This window comes from Shewanella sp. YLB-07, from assembly GCF_009377275.1.
The window spans coordinates 111,243-131,971 of the sequence record NZ_VOQB01000016.1; the positions used below are offsets into that span (position 1 = coordinate 111,243).

Here is a 20,729-nt window from a genome sequence, read left to right on the forward strand (position 1 = left end):
CAACTTTCCTTATATAGACAGTTTCTTAACGCGCTTACCACCCCAAACAGCGTTAACAATTGCACGGGTGCCCACAATAGCGGTGAACATAGAAGTCGCAATACCTATCATCAAGGTGACTGCGAAACCTTTCACTGCACCCGTTCCGACGGAGAACAAAATAAGTGCTGTCATAAAGGTGGTGATGTTGGCATCGGCAATGGTAGAAAATGCATTCGCATAACCTTCATGAATTGCCTGCTGCACACTTCTGCCATTTCTTAGCTCTTCACGGATACGCTCATAGATCAGCACATTGCCATCTACTGCCATACCTACGGTCAATACCATACCAGCGATACCCGGCAGTGTTAGCACAGCCCCAGGGATCATCGACATCACACCGACCACCATGACTAAGTTTGCGGTTAACGCCAGATTAGCAATCAGACCAAAAGCACGGTAATAGACCAGCATGAAGATAAGCACAACGGCTAAGCCCCATATCATCGCTTGAACACCGTTTTGAATATTCTCGGCACCTAAGCTTGGGCCAATAGTACGTTCTTCAACGATAACCACAGGAGCAATCAAGGCGCCGGCACGAAGCAATAATGCTAGACTTTGTGATTCGCCATGATCCAAACCTGTGATAACGAAGTTACGTCCCAGACGCGCTTGAATAGTCGCGACTGAAATAACTTCCTCTATCTTCTCCAGCTTAATGCTGCCATCCGGGTTTTTAGCACCATTATCTTTATACTCGATGAACAAGGTAGCCATTGGTTTACCAATGTTATCCTTAGTCACATTCGAGAAGATTGAGCCACCCTTGGAATCTAGGTTGATGCTTACCTGAGGACGACTATATTCGTCGAAGCTCGGCTGTGCACCTTGAATATGGGTGCCTGATAGCATGACTTCTTTATAGAGGGCGACTTTTCCACCTTGACGGCGGTCATAGACCTTCGAGTTAGGAGAGACGCGACCACTGGCTATAGCGGTAGCATCGGCTTTCTCATCAACCATGCGAAATTCGATCGATGCCGTAGCACCCAGAATTTTTTTGGCGCGAGCGGTATCTTGCACACCGGGTAGCTGAACGATAATACGCTCTGCACCTTGGCGTTGTACCACTGGCTCAGCAACACCCAACTCATTCACTCGATTACGAATCGTAGTGATGTTTTGCTGTAGTGCATCCTCTTTGACCTGTTTTAGATAGCTCTCACTGAGATTGGCAATCAAGAAGTAATTGCCACCCGATGAGGTATCGGTGAACACCATGTCATTGCCACTAGACTTGAGGAAACGCTCAGCCTTAGCTAAATTCTCGGCATCACGGAATTTGATCTCTATGCCTTTAGCACTTTCACGTATACCAGCATAGCGAATTCTCTCACCACGTAGGTCGGTTCTGAAATCGGCCATCTTAGACTCGGTCATCTTACGGACCGCTTCGCCCATCTTCACTTCCATCAAGAAGTGAACACCGCCTCGAAGATCCAGACCTAGTTTCATAGGGCTACCGCCCATACTCTCCAACCATTCAGGCGTCGCCGGCGCTAAGTTTAAGGCGACGGTGTATTTGTCACCCAGCGCAGCGGCAATCGCTTCTCTGGCGAGTAACTGTTGATCGCCGTCCATCACACGAACAAGTAGTTGGCCATTTTCAAGCTCTGAACGCTTCATCGCAATATTCTTGCTGGCAAGAATATCATTGACTGTTGACTGAGTCGCCACAGTCACCTCGGCTCCACGAGTGCCGACTACCTGTACCGCATAGTCTTCACCGAAGAGATTCGGAATTGCATAGAAAAAACCTACGAAGATGATGCAAGCCACCATCAAGTTTTTCCACATTGGGTATTTATTTAACACACCATCGCCCTCTTGGCTTAAAGTGACTTAATAGAGCCTTTAGGCAATACGGCCGCTATGTAATCCTTCTTAATCGTAATTTCAGATGTTTCATTGATTGTCAGTAACACATAATCATTTTCTTCACTGATTTTAGCAATCTTACCTAAAATACCACCACTGGTGAGCACCTCGTCACCTTTGCTCAATGAACCCATTAAGTTCTTGTGCTCTTTGACGCGCTTAGACTGCGGGCGGAAAATCATGAAATAGAATATCAGGCCGAATATAACCAGCATGAAAATTAACTCCATGGTGCCACCAGTTGCTGGAGCATCTGCAGCGTACGCATTTGAAATGAACATAGTTCTCTCTTCTTATTTAGCAGTAGTTAAAATTAATCGGATAATTTAGGAACTTCACGACCTTGACTGGTATAGAACTCCTCAACGAAGGCGTCTAATGTACCTGTCTCGATTGCACCGCGCAAACCTTGCATCAACCTTTGGTAATACCTAAGGTTATGAATGGTGTTTAAACGAGCACCTAAAATTTCATTACAACGATCTAAATGGTAAAGATATGCCCGAGAATAGTTCTTACAGGTATAGCAATCACATTTATCATCGAGTGTGGCAGTATCATCACGATGACGCGCATTGCGTATCTTAATCACACCTTCACTGGTAAACAGATGGCCATTTCGGGCATTACGTGTTGGCATAACACAATCAAACATGTCGACACCGCGACGCACACCTTCAACGAGATCTTCTGGCTTACCGACCCCCATCAAGTAACGAGGTTTATCAGTAGGAATTTGGGGACAGACATGCTCTAAAATACGATGCATATCTTCTTTAGGCTCACCTACTGCCAAACCACCGACGGCATAACCGTCAAAACCTATATCGACTAACCCTTGTAAGCTCTCATCACGCAGGTCTTCGTAGACACCACCTTGAATGATGCCAAACAGAGAGTTAGGGTTTTCTAACTTATCGAACTCATCACGTGAACGTTGAGCCCAACGCAGTGACATCTGCATCGATTTACGCGCTTCATCTTCTGTGGCTGGATACGGTGTACATTCATCGAAAATCATCACCACATCACTGCCCAGCGAGTTCTGGATCTGCATGGATTTTTCCGGATCCAGGAAAATCTTCTCACCGTTGATTGGTGAACGAAAATGCACACCTTCTTCGGTGATCTTACGGATATCACCTAAACTGAATACTTGAAATCCACCGGAGTCGGTTAAAATTGGACCATGCCAATTCATGAAGTCATGCAAATCACCATGCTTACGCATGATCTCTTCACCCGGACGCAACCATAAGTGGAATGTATTACCTAAAAGGATTTCGGCGCCAGTTTCACGCACTTCTTCCGGTGTCATGCCTTTTACTGTGCCATAAGTGCCCACGGGCATGAATGCCGGGGTCTCTACTGTGCCACGATCAAAAATCAAACGGCCGCGCCTGGCGCGTCCATCGGTTGTATCTAATTCAAATTTCATGATTTCACCTCGCCAGATAAACAGTCTGACTCATAAGTGCCTGCACTAAGCTAAATAATCGGTACAAGCTAACATTAAAACTAGAGATAAGGGCAAACAACTGAGTATCAACCCTGTATCCTTAAAATATGCACAAAAATAGCAGAAAAAAATACCCACCTCATCTTGTGGGTGGGTATTTTAAAACAATTTTCGAGATTAGTTCGGCTTTTTAGTCACAAACATGGCGTCGCCATAGCTAAAGAAGCGGTATTTTTGAGCGATCGCGTGTCGATAGGCGTTTTTTACCTCATCGAAGCCTGCAAAGGCGCTGAGCAACATGATTAAGGTCGACTCGGGAAGATGGAAGTTTGTCACCATGGCATCGACCACTTGGAACTCATATCCGGGATAGATAAAGATGTCAGTGTCACTGCAAAATGCTTCCAGTTCAGCAGCACTTGCCTTAGCTGCACTCTCTAATGAACGCACCGATGTTGTGCCTACGGCAATAACACGTTTTCCATTCGCCTTAGTTTGCATGACTTTATCAACAACCTCTTGAGTGACTTCAGCCCACTCAGAATGCATCTTATGCTCGAGGATATTGTCCACTTTTACCGGCTGAAAGGTCCCGGCGCCAACATGTAAGGTGACAAACGCGGTATCAACACCTTTATCAGCCAAGGCTTTTAACATAGCATCGTCAAAATGTAATCCCGCCGTCGGTGCGGCAACAGCGCCCGGAGTCTCATTGTAAACGGTCTGATAACGCTCTTTATCCGCGTCTTCGTCTGGGCGATCGATATAGGGCGGTAAAGGCATATGCCCAACCTCTTCGAGCACTTCGAGTATGGTTTTGTCCGACAGCAGTTTAAGCTCAAATAAGGCGTCGTGACGAGCAAGCATGATCATCTCATAGCCACCATCGACACAGATAATCGAATCGACTTTAGGGGATTTCGAACACCTGACATGGGCCAATATGCTTTTATCATCGAGCATACGCTCGACTAAAAGCTCCAGCTTGCCACCGCTCTGCTTCTTACCAAACAATCGCGCCGGGATCACTCGGGTGTTATTGAACACCATAAGATCGCCGGGATTAACCATATTGAGAATATCGGTGAACTGCTTGTCTGTGACCTCGCCAGTATTGCCATCTAAAGAAAGTAGTCTCGAAGAGGTACGTTCGGCGGTAGGATATCGAGCAATAAGCTCGTTCGGAAGTTCAAAAGAAAAATCGGTCACACGCATGGTTAGTCTCTGCTTAGCATAAATCCGGCGCTAGTCTATTAACAGAGACAGAGAAGATCAAGGATCAGTTGCCGCTTTTACTATCTTCAAGGGCACTGGACTGCTCATCAATATCAAAATCTTCCTTTCGATAGCTATGCTGCTCGTAGGGAATATCTATTTGCACACGCTTTCGCTGAGCTTGCTCTTTCTTGGGAAACACTTTAGATAACCAGTTCCACATCTTCCTTGATCCTTAAACCGATAATTGATGAGAATATAATCAAAACGATGCACATCCTTAAGAAGTCACTTTAAAACCAATTTAAATTGGAGAAAAACTATCTTAGCATCTGAGCCCATGATAACGTGAAACTTGAGTTATAACCAAGAAAATTAACAAAAACATCATGAACTTCCTTGCACACCTACATCTTGCCGATAACAGTAAAACCAGTTTAGCGGCTAATCTTGCCGGCGATTTTGCCAAAGGCAACATAGACAATTATCCTAAACACCTACAGCAAGGGATCTGGATACATAGACAAATTGACCAGCTCACAGACAGCCACGAACTCACCAAAGACTTAGTCGCTCAGTTTCCTAAGAGTTTAACCAGAGCTGCGCCTATTATTGTCGATCTGGCTTTCGACCATATGTTGGCGAAATACTGGGATGAATATCATCATCTTACTCTGCAACAATTTGCCGAAAATGCTTACGATGCCATAGATGCTTGTGAACGCTTGCCAGAAAAATTGCAACTACTTGCTCCGAAAATCCGCAGCGAAAATTGGCTCACCGCATATAGAAGCAAGAAAGGTCTCCACCGAACCATTAACTCTGTCGCTCAGCGTATCTCTAAACCTGAAATTTTCCAAGGTGCTACCCAAGCGGTCGACAAGCTAGATATCGAGATAGAGATTGCATTTAGAACATTCTATCCACAACTGATGGCATACAGCCGTATTTGGGCCCGTAAGACACCGACAGAATATTTATAACGAGCTTTAGGGCTTTAGGGCTTTAGGGCTTTAGGGCTTTAGGGCTTTAGGGCTTTAGGGCTTTAGGGCTTTAGGGCTTTAGGGCTTTAGGGCTTTAGCAGCATAAAATCAACTAAAAAGTTAGGTTTAGCAATTCTCAACTGGATCTGTTTTTGCTAGAATTCGCCGCTACAGGAGAACTCATGCAGATATTCACTTACGCCCCCCCTTCAGTCCCTTGGTTAGATCTACGCTATCGAGACAGAGATATACTCGTTATCAATAAACCTTCGGGTTTACTCTCCAATCCTGGTCGAGCAGATAATACCTACGATTGCGCGCTTACCCGCTTACTTCAGAGATACCCTGAAACCATACTGATACATCGTCTCGATTGTGCGACTTCGGGCATTATGGTTTTTGCGTTAAATAAGAAGGCGGAGTCTAATATTAAGACTCAATTTCAGAATAGAATGAGTAAGAAGACCTACATTGCTGAGGTCCGTGGATTATTAAACCAAGATCAAGGCGTGATAGAACTGGCGATGAAAGCCGATAAAACCCGACCTCCACTGCAAGAGATAGCAGAAGATGGCAAAGCCTCCAAGACCTATTACAAGGTGCTGGATCGCAGAGAAACCAGTACCTTGGTAGAGTTAAAACCTGTGACAGGAAGGACACATCAACTCAGACTTCATATGCTGGCTATAGGTCATCCAATATTAGGCGATGAGTTTTATGGTGATAAAGAGGTAATAGCGGCTTCAAACAGGCTTAGATTGCATGCAATGTCATTGAGCATCAGCCATCCCTTTTCGGGTAAAGAGATAACATTCATGAGTACTCACCCTTTTTAATCGTTCTATTTCAGGAAAAAAGACCTGATTCGACATTACCATGAGAGGCATAAGCATGAGTCCTTCGCACTGATGCCCTTTCTCAACACTGATAATACCGACTGGTTATTATATTATGCTGCTTTAGCGGTATAGTAGCATTCGCTGGAATTACAAAATTTCAGTGAATTATCATTAGATAACAAGAAATACTCGCCGAAAATATTCCCCCCTTTATCTTCGAGTTTTAAGCCTTCCTCAGTTTGAGTGCACATCATGACATCCAGGCTATGACAGCCATCGCTTGACCAAATCTCTAAGTAAATTTTATCGTCCTGCCTATAAAGAGTTAATTTGTTTGAAGTGCCATCACGCCCATCAATCCATCGGCCAATGACTTCACGAGCCTCTAAGTCTTTATCTTGCCAACCTAAGCGTTTTCGCTTATCTACTACTGACATTTTAATCACCTTAAGTAATTCTCTACTTTCTGTAGGGCGATCTGGGTATTGCATGACTTCAGCCATTGAACTCATTTTCAATTAACTCCATTGAAACTAGATATGTTAACTACTTGTGCGCACTTCGAGTTAAACTGATACCAAATAACCACAAGCCACTTACAACTCAGTTTAGCTCAATAACTGTATAAAAGTGTAACCCATTTGTACCATAAAAATGCGATCCAAGTCACTTTTTATGCACCATGTTGGCTAATACTTGCTTAGCAGCTCATTCATTCGATTTTATGATCTTGGAAGAGAGTGATGAGCATAATTTTCACCCAACAAACACTTTTAGGCTACACTTGCTCCTAAATACCCCTTCGATAGACAAACTCGAGAATCAAGATACGAATACCGATTGGTATAACCCCAGTTTTCAGAATCTGAACAGGTATGGAACATAAGGGAGAATAGCCCTATGAATTACACTAATTACCTAAATCAAAAAAGGTACTTGTGCCTTGATGGTTTACGCTGTCTGAGTATCTTGGCCGTCATATGGCATCATGCTGGCTATCCATATTGGGATCATATATATCTCGCTAGTCAAGGATTTCACGGGGTAACGCTATTTTTTGTGATCAGTGGATTTTTAATCACGTCTTTGCTCCTGAAAGAAAAACGAACTAAGGGAAAAATCGACCTTAAGAAATTTTATATCCGACGAACCCTGCGTATCTTTCCGCTTTATTATTGTGTATTACTTATTTACATTCTTCTGGTATTAGTCCTTGAACCTGACACTCCAACCGGAACAGCTTTTCTGGATAATCTGAAATATTTTGCCACCTATACTTCTAACGTGTTTGTTCCTTTTGTTGCAGGCGACCGAATAATATTCTTCTTCGCCTGGTCTCTTGCTGCAGAAGAGCAGTTCTATCTTATCTGGCCGACCATAGAACGTATGATAGCGCCTGTCATATCTATCCCTTTACTCATTCTCATTATTATTGCCAGCATCTTGTTACATTACACTGGGGTGGACAGTGACAACCTCTATTTAAGAGCCTTAGATATTATTGCTATTCCTATCTGTATTGGGGTTGTATTAGCCCATACATTAGCTAACAAGAAGGGTTATCAGTTTGTATCACCTCTCATTGCAAGACCTGAGTCCAGTCTGATATTTCTCATCGCTATGCTTACTTCTCTGGCAATAAAAGGAGTGCCATTAATACTGGTGTATATTTTTATGGCATTATTAATTGCCTCGTGTGTCACCAGCCCCCGCCCCATAGTTCGCCCCCTATTGGAGAATAGTTTTGCCAGAAAGATAGGACAAATTAGTTATGGTATGTACCTGTTACATATGCTGGCATACAACTTTGTGGCTAAAGTAGTCACGTATCTAAATATAGATTATTGGCTCATCACATTCTTAGCCACAATGGTGCTCACCGCCTTGCTCGGTTTAAGCAGTTTCCACCTGTTCGAACAACACTTTTTGAAACTGAAAAGCAACTTCAGCTGAACAAGCCATTTAACCAAGTGAACAAAGCCAGTACTTTCTTCCTATCTGCCGTATTGGCAAGCTCCATGCAATAACTCAGTATCCCTAAAGCAAAAAGGATAGCTGATATGCAAAAGGCAAATTATGCAGTCACTCACTCGCATAGTCGTATGCAGAATACAAATCCCCATGAATTACATGTTATCTGGATAAATAAGCATGCGGATTTTGTAGGCGGAGCGGAACGCTATATCCACGATACCGTGAAGGCACTTGCTGAAAAAGGAGTTAAATCAACTCTGTTATATCAGTTAGACGGAAAAATCCATCCCAGATTCACTCATGTATTTAATAGTGTCTATCCCATCACAGAGCTTAAAACACAACTAAAAAATCAAGCCGCCACTCTTATTTATCTCCATCAACTAGACCATGTACAAGATATAGAGACTTGCGTTCAAAGTGGTATTCCCAGTATTCGTTTTTATCACGACCATAAACTCTTCTGCCTTAGGGAGCACAAATACACCACAATAGGCCTCAACACTTGCCAACAAAAAACGGGGCCAGCCTGCTATGCCTGCTTAGGTTTTATTGGTCGAAATACACAACATAAATTAACGCTGAATCGACTGGGTAATTTACGTGCTCACCAACATAGTAATCAAACTTTAGCTGGGTTTATTGTTGGCTCACAATATATGTCACAGGTCCTCAAACAACATGAGTTTGAAGTTAATAAAACCCATGTGATCCCGCTATTCACCACCTCCAACATATCAATTATCAAGCCATCACAGCCCAGAAACTCGAACCAGCTGCTCTACGTTGGCAGCCTGATGCGGGGAAAAGGCGTCGACCTCTTATTACGTGCAATTGCTAGACAGAATAAGCAAGCTAATTTACTGATCTGCGGCGAAGGTCCTCAAAAAGAGGAGTTACAACAACTCAGCCAAAAACTTGGAATTGAAACCAGAGTGGAGTTTAAGGGCCAGTGTAACACTGCCACATTAGCCAAATACTACCAACAAGCATCGGCGCTGGTGATCCCGTCTCGCACACCTGAAACATTTTGTTTGACTGGTATAGAGGCACTTTCTTACGCCTGCCCCGTAATAGCAGCCAGTGTCGGCGCTATCCCCGAGTGGTTACAAGATGGGGTAAACGGCAGACTAGTAGATAGCAATAATGTTTTCGCACTCAGCGACGCTATTCGGAAGCAACTTCTACATCCCAAAACGATTCAGCGCCATGCCCTCCATACTCAGAAAGTTATTATGCAGCAATACAGTATAAAAGCTCATATTAACCAGCTTCTGCAGGTTTTTGACCATGTTCTGAAGGGAAATTCAAGCCACACAATCACGGCAAGGTCAATGACAGAAGGGAGCAGCCATGTTAACCATTAAACACGTCACTCTGCTACAAGATCCCCAGGCTGAAGCCTTTTGCCAAGATGTACTTACACAGGTGTGCGATACCGTCTCGAGATACCTGGATAAAAACCAACTCTGCGCCTTAGTTTTGTTAGGCGGGTATGGCCGTGGTGAAGGAGGATTGATCTCGCACCCAGTGAGTGGCCAGCTCTATCCACACAATAATTTTGATCTGCTACTGATCCTCAACCAGCAGATAAATGCAGATCCACAGTTAAAAAAATCCATTAATCAAGCGTTGCAGCCCATTAGCCAGCAAGCGGGATTGGGAATTGATGTCTCTTTTACCACCCGAGCTAAAATGCGTAGTGCGGCTTGCCGCGTGATTTGGTATGACATGCGACACGGTCACCGAACCTTGCTAGGGGATGAAGATTTCGTACCGTCATTAACCCAACATACGCTGCAGAACATCCCGGCTTGGGATGCACGAAACCTCTTGATTAACAGAGGGTCTCTATTGCTTATTAATCGATTTTTGTTGGCTCAAAACGAACCCGAACGTTATCGTTCTACCATCATTAAACATACCATGAAAGCGATCATTGGCTATGGTGATGCGCTATTGTTCTCCTTGGGTAAATACCATTGGTCTTATGCAGAAAAACAGCTGCGTATGGCAAATGAAACCAGCGTAGAACCTGAGTTAAAACAGCTGTATCTACAGGCAATGAGTTTTCGATTTTCTCCCAGTTATACTCGGTTTCAGAATATCGATCTCACCGCCTGGAACGAATCCATAATAACCGCCTTGCAGCCTGTCCATCTGCGCTGTGAGCGCCAGCGTCTGAACAAACCGAATCTCACCTGGGCAAGCTACCTTAAATACGCTGCCAGAGATGCCTTTTGGAATAACGACAGTCAGGTTAAAAGCCTGATGAAGCGAACTCTGGGTATGACGGCCGGGCTTTCCATTATCCAAGAGCCTTCTCCCTGGACTTATCTGGCATTGACTCAAGCTGAAAAGCTCCCGCTGTGCTTTCCCTATGTGCTCTATCGTCAAGGGAAACCAGCTGAAAACTCTGCCGATACCCTGACCCGGCGTTACCTTAAAAACTGGCAGGACTTTGTGGATGCTAACATAAGTAACCTACTGGATGGCTTAGGCTTATCTTTGGAGGAGGCCAACTTATGATTTATCTAAGTGCAGATATTCATCACGCCAGTTTACGAACGGGCAATCAAGCGCATTGTGATATCTCAGAGCTCAAGACAGCAAAGTTATTTCTTAAACGTATCGAACAAGCCCAGGTCAAGTTAACTTGTTTTATTACCGGTCGCTGTTTCGTCGAAGAATGGGCAGATACACAGGTGCTATGCATGAGTGACTGGGTTGAAATTGGCGGTCACACCTGGAGTGGGTTTACTCCACAGATTTGGCACCGTCTCTGTAACAAGCTTTTAGGCAGCTATAACGGCCCATACTGGTATCAATATTTAGATACTCTAGGCACCATCAAGATCATCGAAAGCAAGACTGGCAAGCGGATAACCTGCTGGCGAAACCACATGTATATGCACGGTCACCATACCGACAGAGTATTGAGTAAACTCGGGATCAAGCTGTGCTCCGATGGAGTAAAACGCAACAATTTCTACCCCCTCGAATCCAAGCATGGGGTTTATAACTTCCCTATTAACATCATTCCAGACCATGAGCACCTTTACCACGCAGAGCGTACCCCAAAATGGGTCGAACACTGGCAACAACGTTATTCATGGTCCGATGATTTTGGCAGCGAAAGCTACTATATCCGGGAATGGACAGAGCGGGTGTTAAGTCAGCTGAAAAGTTGTGAAGCTCAAGGGCTTGATGCCAACTTATTGATCCACCCCATCACCATGTACTTATGTGACAAGTTTCAATGCTTCGACAAGATACTCGACTACATCAGTACACAAGAGACGGCTTGGCTCAGTGACTCAATCCCAGCCCATCAACCCTCACAAAATTTCGCAGAGGAAACAACCCATGCCTGAATCAGCCTCACGAGATCATAAGAAAGCAACAATCGTCGCGCCCCCTAATTTGAGCAGCCACAAATTAGCCATCATCATGCGCTCAAAAAACTCAGCTTGGGTCATTGCCAACACACTTGCGGCGCTACATTCGCAAGATTTCCAAGATTATGATTTGATTCTCGTAGACTCAGGTTCGACAGATGCAACCCTGGAAATTGCCAGCTTCTATGACTGCCGACTTATCCATATAGAGCCAGGTGATTACTACCCAGGTAAGGTGCTCAATCAGGCAATTGAACAATGCCAGGCTGATATCGTCATTTTTCTAAACTCCGACGCCGTATTACTAAGGGACGACTCCCTGTCTAATTTACTCGATGCATTTAATGATCCCGACACTGTTGCAGCATTCGGCCGTCAGCTCCCCCGCCCCGAAGCCCATCAATGGGTAAAGCGCGATTATGCCACCAGCTTTCCAGCCACAGGCACTCCCCCAAGCTGGATCACCCTGTCATTACCCTTTGCCGCCATTCGCCGACAATATTGGCTACAACATCCTTTCTATCAGGATGCCTGGGCGTCTGAAGATACTGAGTGGGGACATTGGGCTCAAACTTGTGGATACAAATTAGCCTATGTTCCTCTGGCACTTCTTATGCATTCTCATAATTACACGTTAAAACAATTGTACGGTCGACGGTTTGTGGAGGGAGAAGCGGATGCATTTATCTATCATAAAAAACATAATCTTACTTCAGCCTTCACCAGTTTTGTCAAAGGCTTTATCCGAGGATGTTATCACCACATCATCACCTCGGACTTAGCAGGACTGCTCGCCACTCCACGTCGAGTGTTTGTCTACCACTGGGCATATTATTCCGGCTTACGCTGGGGTAATACCCGGATTAGCCAGCAGTTAAAAAACGACTCGACAGGACAACAAGCCGTGTTATCCCGATACCAATGATCTCAAACCTTGAATACTTTCAAAAACTCAGAGATAAGCCTACATGGCTCAAGTTATATCAGGAACCTAATATGAAAAACCGCGACAAATATCCTATCGCTCAAGTCATGCGTAGATTCCATATAAAGGAATGGGGTGGCATGGAAGGTGCAGTTTGGAATACCAGCTTGGGCTTAAAGCAACAACATCACATCAATAGCCATATTTTGTGTACACAAGCACTCAATAGAGTTCCATCAGAGGTGATAGATAACATCCCTATCGAACGCTTTCGCTACCATTACCCTTACATAGGGTTAACCAAAGAAAAGAGGCTCAATCTGGATAAAAAAGGGGGGAATCCCTACTCTTTCTCCCTTAGCCAGAGACTATTAAGAGGTGAATTTCGTTTATATCATTGCCACACCATGCAGCGTATGGCTGCTATGGTGCGATATGCAGCCAAGCGGCGTGGACTCCCCTATGTCATCTCTTTACACGGCGGTCAATTTACGGTTCCTAAGACCGAAATAGACAGCCTGATCAAACCTTTGCAAAACACCTTCAATGCCGGTAAGGCTATCGATCTGCTTCTGCAACCGCAGAAAGTATTGACCGATGCCAGTGGCATCATCTGTATTGGTTACAATGAATACCTTAAAACCCAAGTATGCTTCCCTGATAAACCGGTAATTTATTTGCCAAACGGAGTGGATTCCAGCCGTTTTTCAACACCCGTAAGCCTGGATGTTCACCAACATCTACACATACCCAAGGGCCGAAAATTACTGCTATCCGTCGGGCGCATCGACAGTCAGAAAAACCAACTGATGCTTATCGACTTGCTCAGCCGATTACATGCTAGGGGGGAGACTCAGTATCAACTGATATTGGCAGGCCCAGTGATCCAGTCAAGTTACTTGAGTCAATTACTCAGAAGCATAGAGCGCAATAGACTGCAGGCACATGTCACTATTATTCCAGGCATCGAGCCCGATAATGAATTGCTGCCTGCACTGTATCAACAATCGTCCTGCTTCTTACTCGCTTCCACTCATGAACCCTTTGGCATTGTGGTATTGGAAGCATGGAGCGCCGGATTACCTATCGTTGCCAGTCGTGTTGGCAGCTTAGTTCACCTTATCAGGCACAATCATGATGGCTTGCTTTTTAATCCAGACAACCTGGACTCACTGCAGGCGAATGTCAGCAAGGTATTAAGCTCACCATCCTTTGCAAAACGTCTGATCGAACATGGCCTAGCTCGAGTAGCAAGCGAATACTGTTGGCCTCAGCTAGTCTCCCATTTAGAGGCATTTTATCGAACCGTAGAGAACTGGCATTACAGTAAGTAGCGAATGGCTCAGGTGGCAGGTTCTTAGCCCCCCGTAGATAAGATATTAAAAAGAGGGATGGATATGCGTCTTATATTTAGTGCTTGCGGCTTTGATTGCGGCAAATCAGGCATTTCTCAATATATGCAAAATGTGGTGACTGAATTACTCAAATCACATCATGTTACTGTGTTAATTAATAACAGGGATCAACAGTTCTGGCCCATTGAACACCCCAGGCAAACACTCGTGGTACTCCCGTGGTATTTAAGCCACCCTATTACCAATATGGTTTACCACACCTGGGTACTGCCTCACGAACTCAAGCAACGACTCAAGACTAGCCATTATGATGCCCTTATTTTACCGGCTGCCAACCGCCGAGTATTGAGTCATTATCCCTTACCCACAGTTGCCACGTTTCACGATTTATCCCAATGCCATATCGCCAATAAATACGATATTCTTCGTATGCACTACATTCGTCACCTTATCCCCAAATTTCTGCAACCCATAGCGAGTCCCTACCGCCCTCATCTCATTGCCGTGAGTGACAATACCCGTAAGGATATGGAAACGTTTCTGCACATTCCGGCTCATCATATCAGTGTGTTACACAATGGATACGACAAGAGTCTGTTCAATGAGCAACAACCATCAGATTACGCTAAGCGATTAAAACGCCTCCAGCTTAAACCGGATTACCTGTTATATGTCTCGCGCATCGAACATCCGGGGAAAAATCATATCGGCCTGATCCAAGCGTATGAAAAGCTGCCCGAGACAATACGTAATAAACACCCCTTGGTGTTTGTCGGTAGTGCCTGGTCTGGTGCCGAAGTGGTATTTAAGCGAATTGCCGACTCACCTGCAGCAAGCTCCATTAGGGTGCTTGGTTTTGTTGATAGCAGCGATCTGCCTAGCCTGTATCACGGCGCTGCAACGACTGTGATGCCCTCGCTTTATGAAGGGTTCGGACTCCCTCTGGTGGAAGCAATGGCATGCGCAACACCTGTGGCTTGCTCTAATCGGGGGGCGATGCCGGAAGTTGTGGGAGAAGCAGCCCTTTGTTTCGACCCAGAAAGTTCAACCAGTATTGCCCAATGCCTAGGAAAAATACTCACACAGCCGTCTTTTCAGCAAGAGCTGATCCGGCGGGGACTCGAGCGGGTAACCGCATTCGACTGGGGAGTTCATACCAGAATGTTACTCAATACGTTAAGCAACAAGCATCAAAAAATGAACACTTGATAACGTAACCAAGTCTCAAAAATAATCGAGACACGGAGATCATAATGAAGGTACTTTTTGTAACACCTTATATCCCCTATCCCCTTAACAGCGGGACGAACCAACGCATATTTAATCTGCTTAAGGCCGTATGTGATGAGCATGAGGTGATTTTTTTTAGCCTGACCCATAGCGATGCCGAGCTATCACGGGCCAAAGAATTACAGTCACTATTGCCATTTAGCCAGTTCCACACTGAGCCGATAAAATTAAAAGCCTGGCGCAGTCTGTCAAAACGCATATTTGACCCGATTCCCGATACCTTACACCACTGGTTTGATATTGAGATCAGTCACGCACTCAGGAAGTTGATGCAATCTAATTCATTTGACCTAGTGCACTGTAGTGATATCTGTATGACTCAGTATTTTCAGGAAATAGATTGTCAATGCCCGCTAATTAACGACCATAGCAGGATAGATAGCGAATACCAATTAGAACAGCTGCCCTACTTACAAGGCTGGAAACGTCGTCTGTCAGCCAGAGAGAACATGTTTAAAACGCGCCGTTTCGAGAAGCGATTAAGTGCACAATTCCCCCTTCATGTCGTGTGCTCAAGAGAAGACCAAGATTATATAATGCGCCACCAGCAACTCGACACGCCTCCATTGGTATTAGAAAATGGCTTCGACAGTGACTATTTTTATCCACAACAAAAACCCATTAATAACAATCCAACCTTAGTCTTTACCGGCACCATGGACTACGAGCCTAACCTAGACGGCATGCGCTGGTTTATACAAGATATCTGGCCCAAGGTATTGGAAAAACTCCCTGATGCTCGCTTAATTATCGTGGGGACTAAGCCTACGGAAGAAGTTTACAGTTGGCAAAATGGTGATCAAGTTGTCGTCACAGGTGAAGTCGCCGATATTCGTCCCTATTACGCCATGGCTGATGTCTATATTTGTCCCCTTCGCATAGGCGGTGGAACACGACTAAAACTAGTAGAAGCCTTAGCAATGGAGCGGCCTGTTGTTAGCACCCGGGTCGGTGCACAAGGCTTGGCATTATGCGACCAGCAACATATTTGCTACGCCGACAATGCATCCCAATTTGCGAATAACATTTTAAGGACACTTACTGACTTACCATTTTCCCTTAAAATATCAAAGCAAGGCGCTGATCTTGTAAGGGAAAAGTATAGTTGGAAAGATTTGGCACGACGATTGATTGGGTATTACCAGGAGCATACAAAAAACAACTGGAGCAAGGCCCATGAAAAAGAAACTGACTCTTTTTACATTTATTGATGCATTTGGTTGGGAGATCTACCAGCGATATGGATTTCTTGATGGGATCATTGAAGATGCCCATCCGCTACAAACCACATTCGGTTTTTCCTCCGGAGCCGATCCCTCTATACTCACGGGCCGTTTTCCGGACGAACATACTCATTGGTCATGCTTCAATTACAACCCACAAGAATCTCCGTTCAAAGCCTTTAAATACTTAGCACATCTTCCCAGTGCAATTTTTGATCGGGGCCGTGTGCGCCATTGGCTGAGCAAAGCCATGGCCAAGGTATACGGATATACAGGCTATTTCGAAATGTATTCGGTGCCCTTTGCCCATCTGCCCTATTTTGACTATCTGGAGAAACGCGACTATTTCGTCCCGGGTGGAATTATGGCCACGGACACCATATTTGACTGGTGTGTCAACCAAGATATTCCTTATTACTGTTCGAACTGGCGTCATAGTGAACAAGAGATTTTGGCCAGTAACCGCTCCGAAATAGAAAAAGGTGAGACCCAATTTAACTATGTTTATCTGCCCCGTCTTGATGGCATCATGCATCAATATGGCACCAATCACCCTGCCGTTGAAAAACAGATAAATTGGCTAGACCAAGAGATCCGTTCCTTATATGAACTGGCACTAAGCCAGTATGATGAAGTGGCGCTCTACATCATTTCCGACCACGGCATGAAGGATGTCACGGGTGATATCGATCTCATTCCAGATATTCAGGCGACCGGGCTGGAATACGGTAAAGATTATGTTGCCATGTACGATTCCACCATGGCGCGCTTTTGGTTTATGCAGCCGGATGCAGAAGCCATCATTCGCCGGGTACTCGAAGACCAAACCCACGGCGCTATCGTCGAAGACGATGACCTGAAGAAGATGCATGTGTATTTTGAGGACCATAGATTTGGTGAGCTGTTCTTCTTGATGGAGCCAGGTATGCTCATCACGCCCTGTTACATGGGGCTTAAATCCATTCCTGGAATGCATGGCTATCACCCAGAGGACAAAGACTCTTACGCCATGATCGCCGCTAATAAACCCATCACAGCAAACGTGAAAAGTATCACAGATATTCGCGGGATCATCGAGCATGAACTCCGCAACTGAGTTTTCTTCCGCCGAGGATGATCAAACTGAAACAGCTGGTCTTAAGATCGATCTGGAGCTACTTTGGTCACAAGTTAAAGGCAAAATATGGCTACCTTTTTTAGTGGCCATATTGTGTGGCGCCTCGACTTTGCTCTTGACTAAGTATTTTATAAAAGATAGCTGGAAAGCCAACACCATCATCATCCGCCATCAGAAGAACATGTCATCACAAGCAGAAATCCCTTACCTGTATCTGCAAATTGACTTTAATACCATAATGCAAACGATATTGGTTCGGGATCATCTGCTTAGGGTTATAGAACGGTTAGAGCTATCCCTTACTCCCGAAGACTTATACAAAAACATCATTATCAGCCGGGGAAATCGCTCAGATATTATCAATATTACCGCTATCTGGCACCAACCAGAAATGGCAGTCAAGATGTCGGACACTGTCAGTGCGGTTTTTCTTGAATCCTATTCCAGCGTACAAAACTCTGCAGCACAAAAGGTCAATACCTACTTCCTCAATGAGCTTTCAACAAGCCGTAAAGCACTCATTGCTGCGCAACAAGCAGAGTCTGACTTCAGGCAGAAACACAAGCTGTTGTCATTTGACGATCAGATGGCATCGAACTACCAGAAAATACAGGCGTTAGAAATTAAATACATCGAAAGCCAGGTTGCCACAGACGAAAAAAGAGCCAAGCTAAAAGCCACAATCTCAAAACTCACCACTATTCCAAAGGAGATCCCACTGGAAACCATGGTTGCTGGTGCCGCTCTAAGCCGTATCAATGGGCTACGTGAGAACCTGCAACTGCTCAAACTGAAATACACCTCACAAAACCCTAAGGTCATGGCAATGGAACAAAAAATTTCCACCCTGCAGAGTAATTCCGATAGCACGTCTGTTACCGGCCAGGTCGACACAAAGGTCTATGGTCAAAACCCCCTCTACCTGGAGTTAGAGTTGGAGATGATCCATTATGAATTTGATCTTTATGTCTCAGATCAGTCATTAGCCGGTTATCGTCAGGGCATTAATAATACCAAAGACAGTCTGCAGCGACTCAGTGCCCTAAGACAAGAACATCAGCGTCATCAGGATAAAATGATTGAATATCGTCATCTGGTCAGCACCCTGGAGGGACGGGTCACCGATTCTAAGCTCGCTTTGGAGTCGAATATCAGTGACTTTGAAATCATCGAAAACGCGCTGCCTCCAAAATATCCTGAACGTTCATATCGTAAGCTCATGGCCATCACAGCTGGCATATTTGGCTTTACCGTTAGCGCACTGATACTGATCGCCAGTGTCCTTTTTGATCCAAGAGTGAAAACCCGTAATGACTTAGATCCCAAACGTTTAATCGGTGTTCTTCCCGATAAAGATACCGTCGAAGAATATCACTATTACAGCGCATTTCAGGGCCTGTTTAGCAACCTTGAGCAACTTCGAAGTGAGAGTAAGAATCAAAGTAAACTCATCACCTTAAGTAGCACTCACGAGCATGAAGGCAAGTCCACCATCGCCAATGCCCTCACAGATATTTACCTGCGTCAGGGCAAGCGCGTTCTGTATATTGAGTCAGTTGAAGCAGGTGACAACGTCGATGAGGCTGTACTCAATCCCTTAATCTACGGAAAAGAGTCCCAATGGCAGCCTCTCAATGTTGCCGATAGTATTGATCATGCTTACTTCGTTTACGATCAAGACATTTATTTAAATTATCTGGATAAAGCCAGTTTCGACGTGACTATCAACACAATATCTCAGGACTATGATGTGGTTATCTGGGAGCTTTTTCCTGCCCAGCGCCATTTACAACTCTACAGCGTGATCAACAACTCCCCTGCCGCGATTCTATTGATAGCAAAAAGTCTATTTACACGAAAAGACAACCTCAACCGAGTGAGCAACTATTTGAGCGAAAAGAATATTAAGCCCATAGGGATCATACTCACCCAAGTACCTAAGGACATCTATCATGCATAACTTTATCCTGCTCCATAGATTACTTGCACTGACGCTTCTGTTATCCAGCTGCGCCAACCTGGACCCGAGTAGTAACCCGCCCCTTGAATTACCCTTAGCGCTACAAAAAATGGCTGATGTAGAGACCTTAGACGAACCAGCTCATATTTCCCAGCAACGCCTAGAGCAAGAGCTAGCCAGTTTACATCTGGTGAAACCCGGTACTTATGAAATTTCAGCCGGGGATAAGTTTAATATTTTCGTTTATGGCGAGCCTGATTTAGATAGTAAACAGGCGATAGTTAAACTCGATGGTAGCCTGACTTTTAAGCTCATTGGTGATGTGCAAATTGCAGGAAAAACCGTGCCTCAGGCCACCGCCTTAATGGAGAAAAAATTACAGCGTTATATTCATTTTCCTAAGGTGACCCTGATGCCATACGACATGCGCAGTGCCTCTATCACCATCATAGGTAAAGTCATTCACCCCGGCGTATATTACTTCGATGGTTCACTGAGAGCCGCCGAAGCCATTGGCCTGGCAGGCGGGTTCTCCATCGGTATTTTTGATGACAATACCATCGAATTAGCGGATCTAGAACACTCCTATATCCAGCGAGGTGAGTACCTATTACCCGTTGATTTAACTAAGCTTATACGTAAAGGAAATATGCATCACAATGTCCCCTTAGTGGACGGTGATTATGTTTACATTGCCTCCTCCATGAGCCAAGAGGTCTTCATCACAGGTGAAGTCAATAAGCCTAGCTATTATGGCTACAGTGAACGTATGACATTAGCGCGCCTGGTGTCCAGAGCCCAAGGCCTATTACTTTCCGCCAATAGCCACGTGCTGGTTATCCGCGGCAACATCAAACACCCCTTAGTCTATAAGGTCAACATTGACAAAATTCTCAACGGAGAAACACATGATTTTTTGATCCAGCCCAACGATTTGGTTTACGTGCCCAAGAGTATGATCGGCTCGTGGAATGCATTACTCACTCAGTTAATGCCGACTCTGGAAACCATGCTGACAGGCTCATTACTCGAACGCAGAGTACACGACTTACAGAGTCGTAATTAAGG

At 44.8% G+C, this 20,729-nt stretch carries 19 protein-coding genes; 13 read left to right on the top strand and 6 right to left on the bottom strand.

Features of this window, described 5'->3' with window-relative positions:
- Nucleotides 1–9: 9 nt before the first annotated feature.
- From secD to FS373_RS31710, 5 genes are all read right to left on the bottom strand, one after another.
- A complete protein-coding gene (secD, locus tag FS373_RS26595; protein ID WP_144045960.1) occupies nucleotides 10–1,860 on the bottom strand; it encodes a protein translocase subunit SecD in 1,851 nt (616 codons plus the stop codon).
- A 17-nt stretch (nucleotides 1,861–1,877) separates the two neighbouring features.
- Nucleotides 1,878–2,204, bottom strand: a complete 327-nt coding sequence (yajC, locus tag FS373_RS26600) for a preprotein translocase subunit YajC (RefSeq protein WP_142874218.1) — start codon at nucleotides 2,202–2,204, stop codon at nucleotides 1,878–1,880.
- Between the two features lie 32 nt (nucleotides 2,205–2,236).
- On the bottom strand, nucleotides 2,237–3,361 hold the full coding sequence (gene tgt, locus FS373_RS26605; RefSeq protein ID WP_152830957.1) for a tRNA guanosine(34) transglycosylase Tgt: 1,125 nt from the start codon (nucleotides 3,359–3,361) through the stop codon (nucleotides 2,237–2,239).
- 198 nt (nucleotides 3,362–3,559) lie between these two features.
- Complete coding sequence (gene queA / locus FS373_RS26610; protein WP_144045958.1) at nucleotides 3,560–4,597, bottom strand: tRNA preQ1(34) S-adenosylmethionine ribosyltransferase-isomerase QueA; 1,038 nt, start codon at nucleotides 4,595–4,597, stop codon at nucleotides 3,560–3,562.
- Nucleotides 4,598–4,661: 64 nt separating this feature from the next.
- A complete protein-coding gene (locus FS373_RS31710; RefSeq protein ID WP_185977001.1) occupies nucleotides 4,662–4,820 on the bottom strand; it encodes a hypothetical protein in 159 nt (52 codons plus the stop codon).
- A 166-nt stretch (nucleotides 4,821–4,986) separates the two neighbouring features.
- Between FS373_RS31710 and FS373_RS26615 the strand changes: the two genes are divergently transcribed.
- Together FS373_RS26615 and FS373_RS26620 are read left to right on the top strand one after the other, a co-directional pair.
- Entirely contained in the window at nucleotides 4,987–5,580 is a 594-nt protein-coding gene (locus FS373_RS26615; protein ID WP_144045957.1) for an ACP phosphodiesterase, read from the top strand.
- 182 nt (nucleotides 5,581–5,762) lie between these two features.
- Nucleotides 5,763–6,416 (top strand): pseudouridine synthase, encoded by a 654-nt coding sequence (locus FS373_RS26620; protein WP_152830958.1) that lies wholly within the window; start codon nucleotides 5,763–5,765, stop codon nucleotides 6,414–6,416.
- Between the two features lie 113 nt (nucleotides 6,417–6,529).
- Here the strand turns inward: FS373_RS26620 and FS373_RS26625 are convergent, their stop codons facing one another.
- Nucleotides 6,530–6,931, bottom strand: coding sequence for a hypothetical protein (locus tag FS373_RS26625; RefSeq protein WP_152830959.1), 402 nt, complete (start codon nucleotides 6,929–6,931; stop codon nucleotides 6,530–6,532).
- 388 nt (nucleotides 6,932–7,319) lie between these two features.
- On the opposite strand from FS373_RS26625, the gene FS373_RS26630 reads away from it, so the two are divergent.
- The 11 genes from FS373_RS26630 to FS373_RS26680 all read left to right on the top strand — a co-directional run bounded on the left by FS373_RS26630 (nucleotide 7,320) and on the right by FS373_RS26680 (nucleotide 20,727).
- Nucleotides 7,320–8,372 carry an acyltransferase family protein gene (locus tag FS373_RS26630; RefSeq protein WP_144045956.1) on the top strand — a complete coding sequence of 351 codons (1,053 nt, stop codon included), beginning with the start codon at nucleotides 7,320–7,322 and terminating at the stop codon, nucleotides 8,370–8,372.
- A 107-nt stretch (nucleotides 8,373–8,479) separates the two neighbouring features.
- Nucleotides 8,480–9,760 carry a glycosyltransferase family 4 protein gene (locus FS373_RS26635; RefSeq protein ID WP_144045955.1) on the top strand — a complete coding sequence of 427 codons (1,281 nt, stop codon included), beginning with the start codon at nucleotides 8,480–8,482 and terminating at the stop codon, nucleotides 9,758–9,760.
- Nucleotides 9,747–10,922, top strand: coding sequence for a hypothetical protein (locus tag FS373_RS26640; RefSeq protein ID WP_144045954.1), 1,176 nt, complete (start codon nucleotides 9,747–9,749; stop codon nucleotides 10,920–10,922). Before FS373_RS26635 ends, FS373_RS26640 begins: the two co-directional genes overlap by 14 nt.
- The gene (locus FS373_RS26645) at nucleotides 10,919–11,767 is read left to right on the top strand and encodes a hypothetical protein (RefSeq protein WP_144045953.1); all 849 of its coding nucleotides are present in this window, start codon (nucleotides 10,919–10,921) and stop codon (nucleotides 11,765–11,767) included. The genes FS373_RS26640 and FS373_RS26645 overlap by 4 nt, the downstream gene beginning before the upstream one ends.
- Complete coding sequence (locus tag FS373_RS26650) at nucleotides 11,760–12,716, top strand: glycosyltransferase family 2 protein (protein WP_144045952.1); 957 nt, start codon at nucleotides 11,760–11,762, stop codon at nucleotides 12,714–12,716. Before FS373_RS26645 ends, FS373_RS26650 begins: the two co-directional genes overlap by 8 nt.
- A gap of 71 nt (nucleotides 12,717–12,787) precedes the next feature.
- Nucleotides 12,788–14,050 (top strand): glycosyltransferase family 4 protein, encoded by a 1,263-nt coding sequence (locus tag FS373_RS26655; protein ID WP_227993294.1) that lies wholly within the window; start codon nucleotides 12,788–12,790, stop codon nucleotides 14,048–14,050.
- 63 nt (nucleotides 14,051–14,113) lie between these two features.
- Complete coding sequence (locus FS373_RS26660; protein WP_227993295.1) at nucleotides 14,114–15,280, top strand: glycosyltransferase family 4 protein; 1,167 nt, start codon at nucleotides 14,114–14,116, stop codon at nucleotides 15,278–15,280.
- Between the two features lie 44 nt (nucleotides 15,281–15,324).
- Nucleotides 15,325–16,572: a glycosyltransferase gene (locus tag FS373_RS26665; RefSeq protein WP_144045950.1), complete on the top strand. Its 1,248-nt coding sequence runs from the start codon at nucleotides 15,325–15,327 to the stop codon at nucleotides 16,570–16,572.
- A complete protein-coding gene (locus FS373_RS26670) occupies nucleotides 16,538–17,680 on the top strand; it encodes an alkaline phosphatase family protein (RefSeq protein ID WP_152830961.1) in 1,143 nt (380 codons plus the stop codon). Before FS373_RS26665 ends, FS373_RS26670 begins: the two co-directional genes overlap by 35 nt.
- On the top strand, nucleotides 17,664–19,661 hold the full coding sequence (locus FS373_RS26675; protein WP_144045948.1) for an exopolysaccharide transport family protein: 1,998 nt from the start codon (nucleotides 17,664–17,666) through the stop codon (nucleotides 19,659–19,661). Before FS373_RS26670 ends, FS373_RS26675 begins: the two co-directional genes overlap by 17 nt.
- The gene (locus tag FS373_RS26680; RefSeq protein WP_144045947.1) at nucleotides 19,654–20,727 is read left to right on the top strand and encodes a polysaccharide biosynthesis/export family protein; all 1,074 of its coding nucleotides are present in this window, start codon (nucleotides 19,654–19,656) and stop codon (nucleotides 20,725–20,727) included. The genes FS373_RS26675 and FS373_RS26680 overlap by 8 nt, the downstream gene beginning before the upstream one ends.
- The last annotated feature ends 2 nt before the right edge of the window (nucleotides 20,728–20,729 follow it).

Bases quoted from the DNA above. Each gene is read 5' to 3' on its own strand.
- FS373_RS26630 (WP_144045956.1), top strand. From the start codon at position 7,320: ATGAATTACACTAATTACCTAAATCAAAAAAGGTACTTGTGCCTTGAT.
- FS373_RS31710 (WP_185977001.1), bottom strand. From the start codon at position 4,820: ATGTGGAACTGGTTATCTAAAGTGTTTCCCAAGAAAGAGCAAGCTCAG.
- FS373_RS26675 (WP_144045948.1), top strand. From the start codon at position 17,664: ATGAACTCCGCAACTGAGTTTTCTTCCGCCGAGGATGATCAAACTGAA.
- queA (WP_144045958.1), bottom strand. From the start codon at position 4,597: ATGCGTGTGACCGATTTTTCTTTTGAACTTCCGAACGAGCTTATTGCT.
- FS373_RS26615 (WP_144045957.1), top strand. From the start codon at position 4,987: ATGAACTTCCTTGCACACCTACATCTTGCCGATAACAGTAAAACCAGT.
- FS373_RS26670 (WP_152830961.1), top strand. From the start codon at position 16,538: ATGAAAAAGAAACTGACTCTTTTTACATTTATTGATGCATTTGGTTGG.
- FS373_RS26655 (WP_227993294.1), top strand. From the start codon at position 12,788: ATGAAAAACCGCGACAAATATCCTATCGCTCAAGTCATGCGTAGATTC.
- tgt (WP_152830957.1), bottom strand. From the start codon at position 3,361: ATGAAATTTGAATTAGATACAACCGATGGACGCGCCAGGCGCGGCCGT.
- FS373_RS26660 (WP_227993295.1), top strand. From the start codon at position 14,114: ATGCGTCTTATATTTAGTGCTTGCGGCTTTGATTGCGGCAAATCAGGC.
- FS373_RS26680 (WP_144045947.1), top strand. From the start codon at position 19,654: ATGCATAACTTTATCCTGCTCCATAGATTACTTGCACTGACGCTTCTG.
- FS373_RS26620 (WP_152830958.1), top strand. From the start codon at position 5,763: ATGCAGATATTCACTTACGCCCCCCCTTCAGTCCCTTGGTTAGATCTA.
- FS373_RS26625 (WP_152830959.1), bottom strand. From the start codon at position 6,931: ATGAGTTCAATGGCTGAAGTCATGCAATACCCAGATCGCCCTACAGAA.
- FS373_RS26635 (WP_144045955.1), top strand. From the start codon at position 8,480: ATGCAAAAGGCAAATTATGCAGTCACTCACTCGCATAGTCGTATGCAG.
- FS373_RS26665 (WP_144045950.1), top strand. From the start codon at position 15,325: ATGAAGGTACTTTTTGTAACACCTTATATCCCCTATCCCCTTAACAGC.
- FS373_RS26645 (WP_144045953.1), top strand. From the start codon at position 10,919: ATGATTTATCTAAGTGCAGATATTCATCACGCCAGTTTACGAACGGGC.
- FS373_RS26640 (WP_144045954.1), top strand. From the start codon at position 9,747: ATGTTAACCATTAAACACGTCACTCTGCTACAAGATCCCCAGGCTGAA.
- yajC (WP_142874218.1), bottom strand. From the start codon at position 2,204: ATGTTCATTTCAAATGCGTACGCTGCAGATGCTCCAGCAACTGGTGGC.
- FS373_RS26650 (WP_144045952.1), top strand. From the start codon at position 11,760: ATGCCTGAATCAGCCTCACGAGATCATAAGAAAGCAACAATCGTCGCG.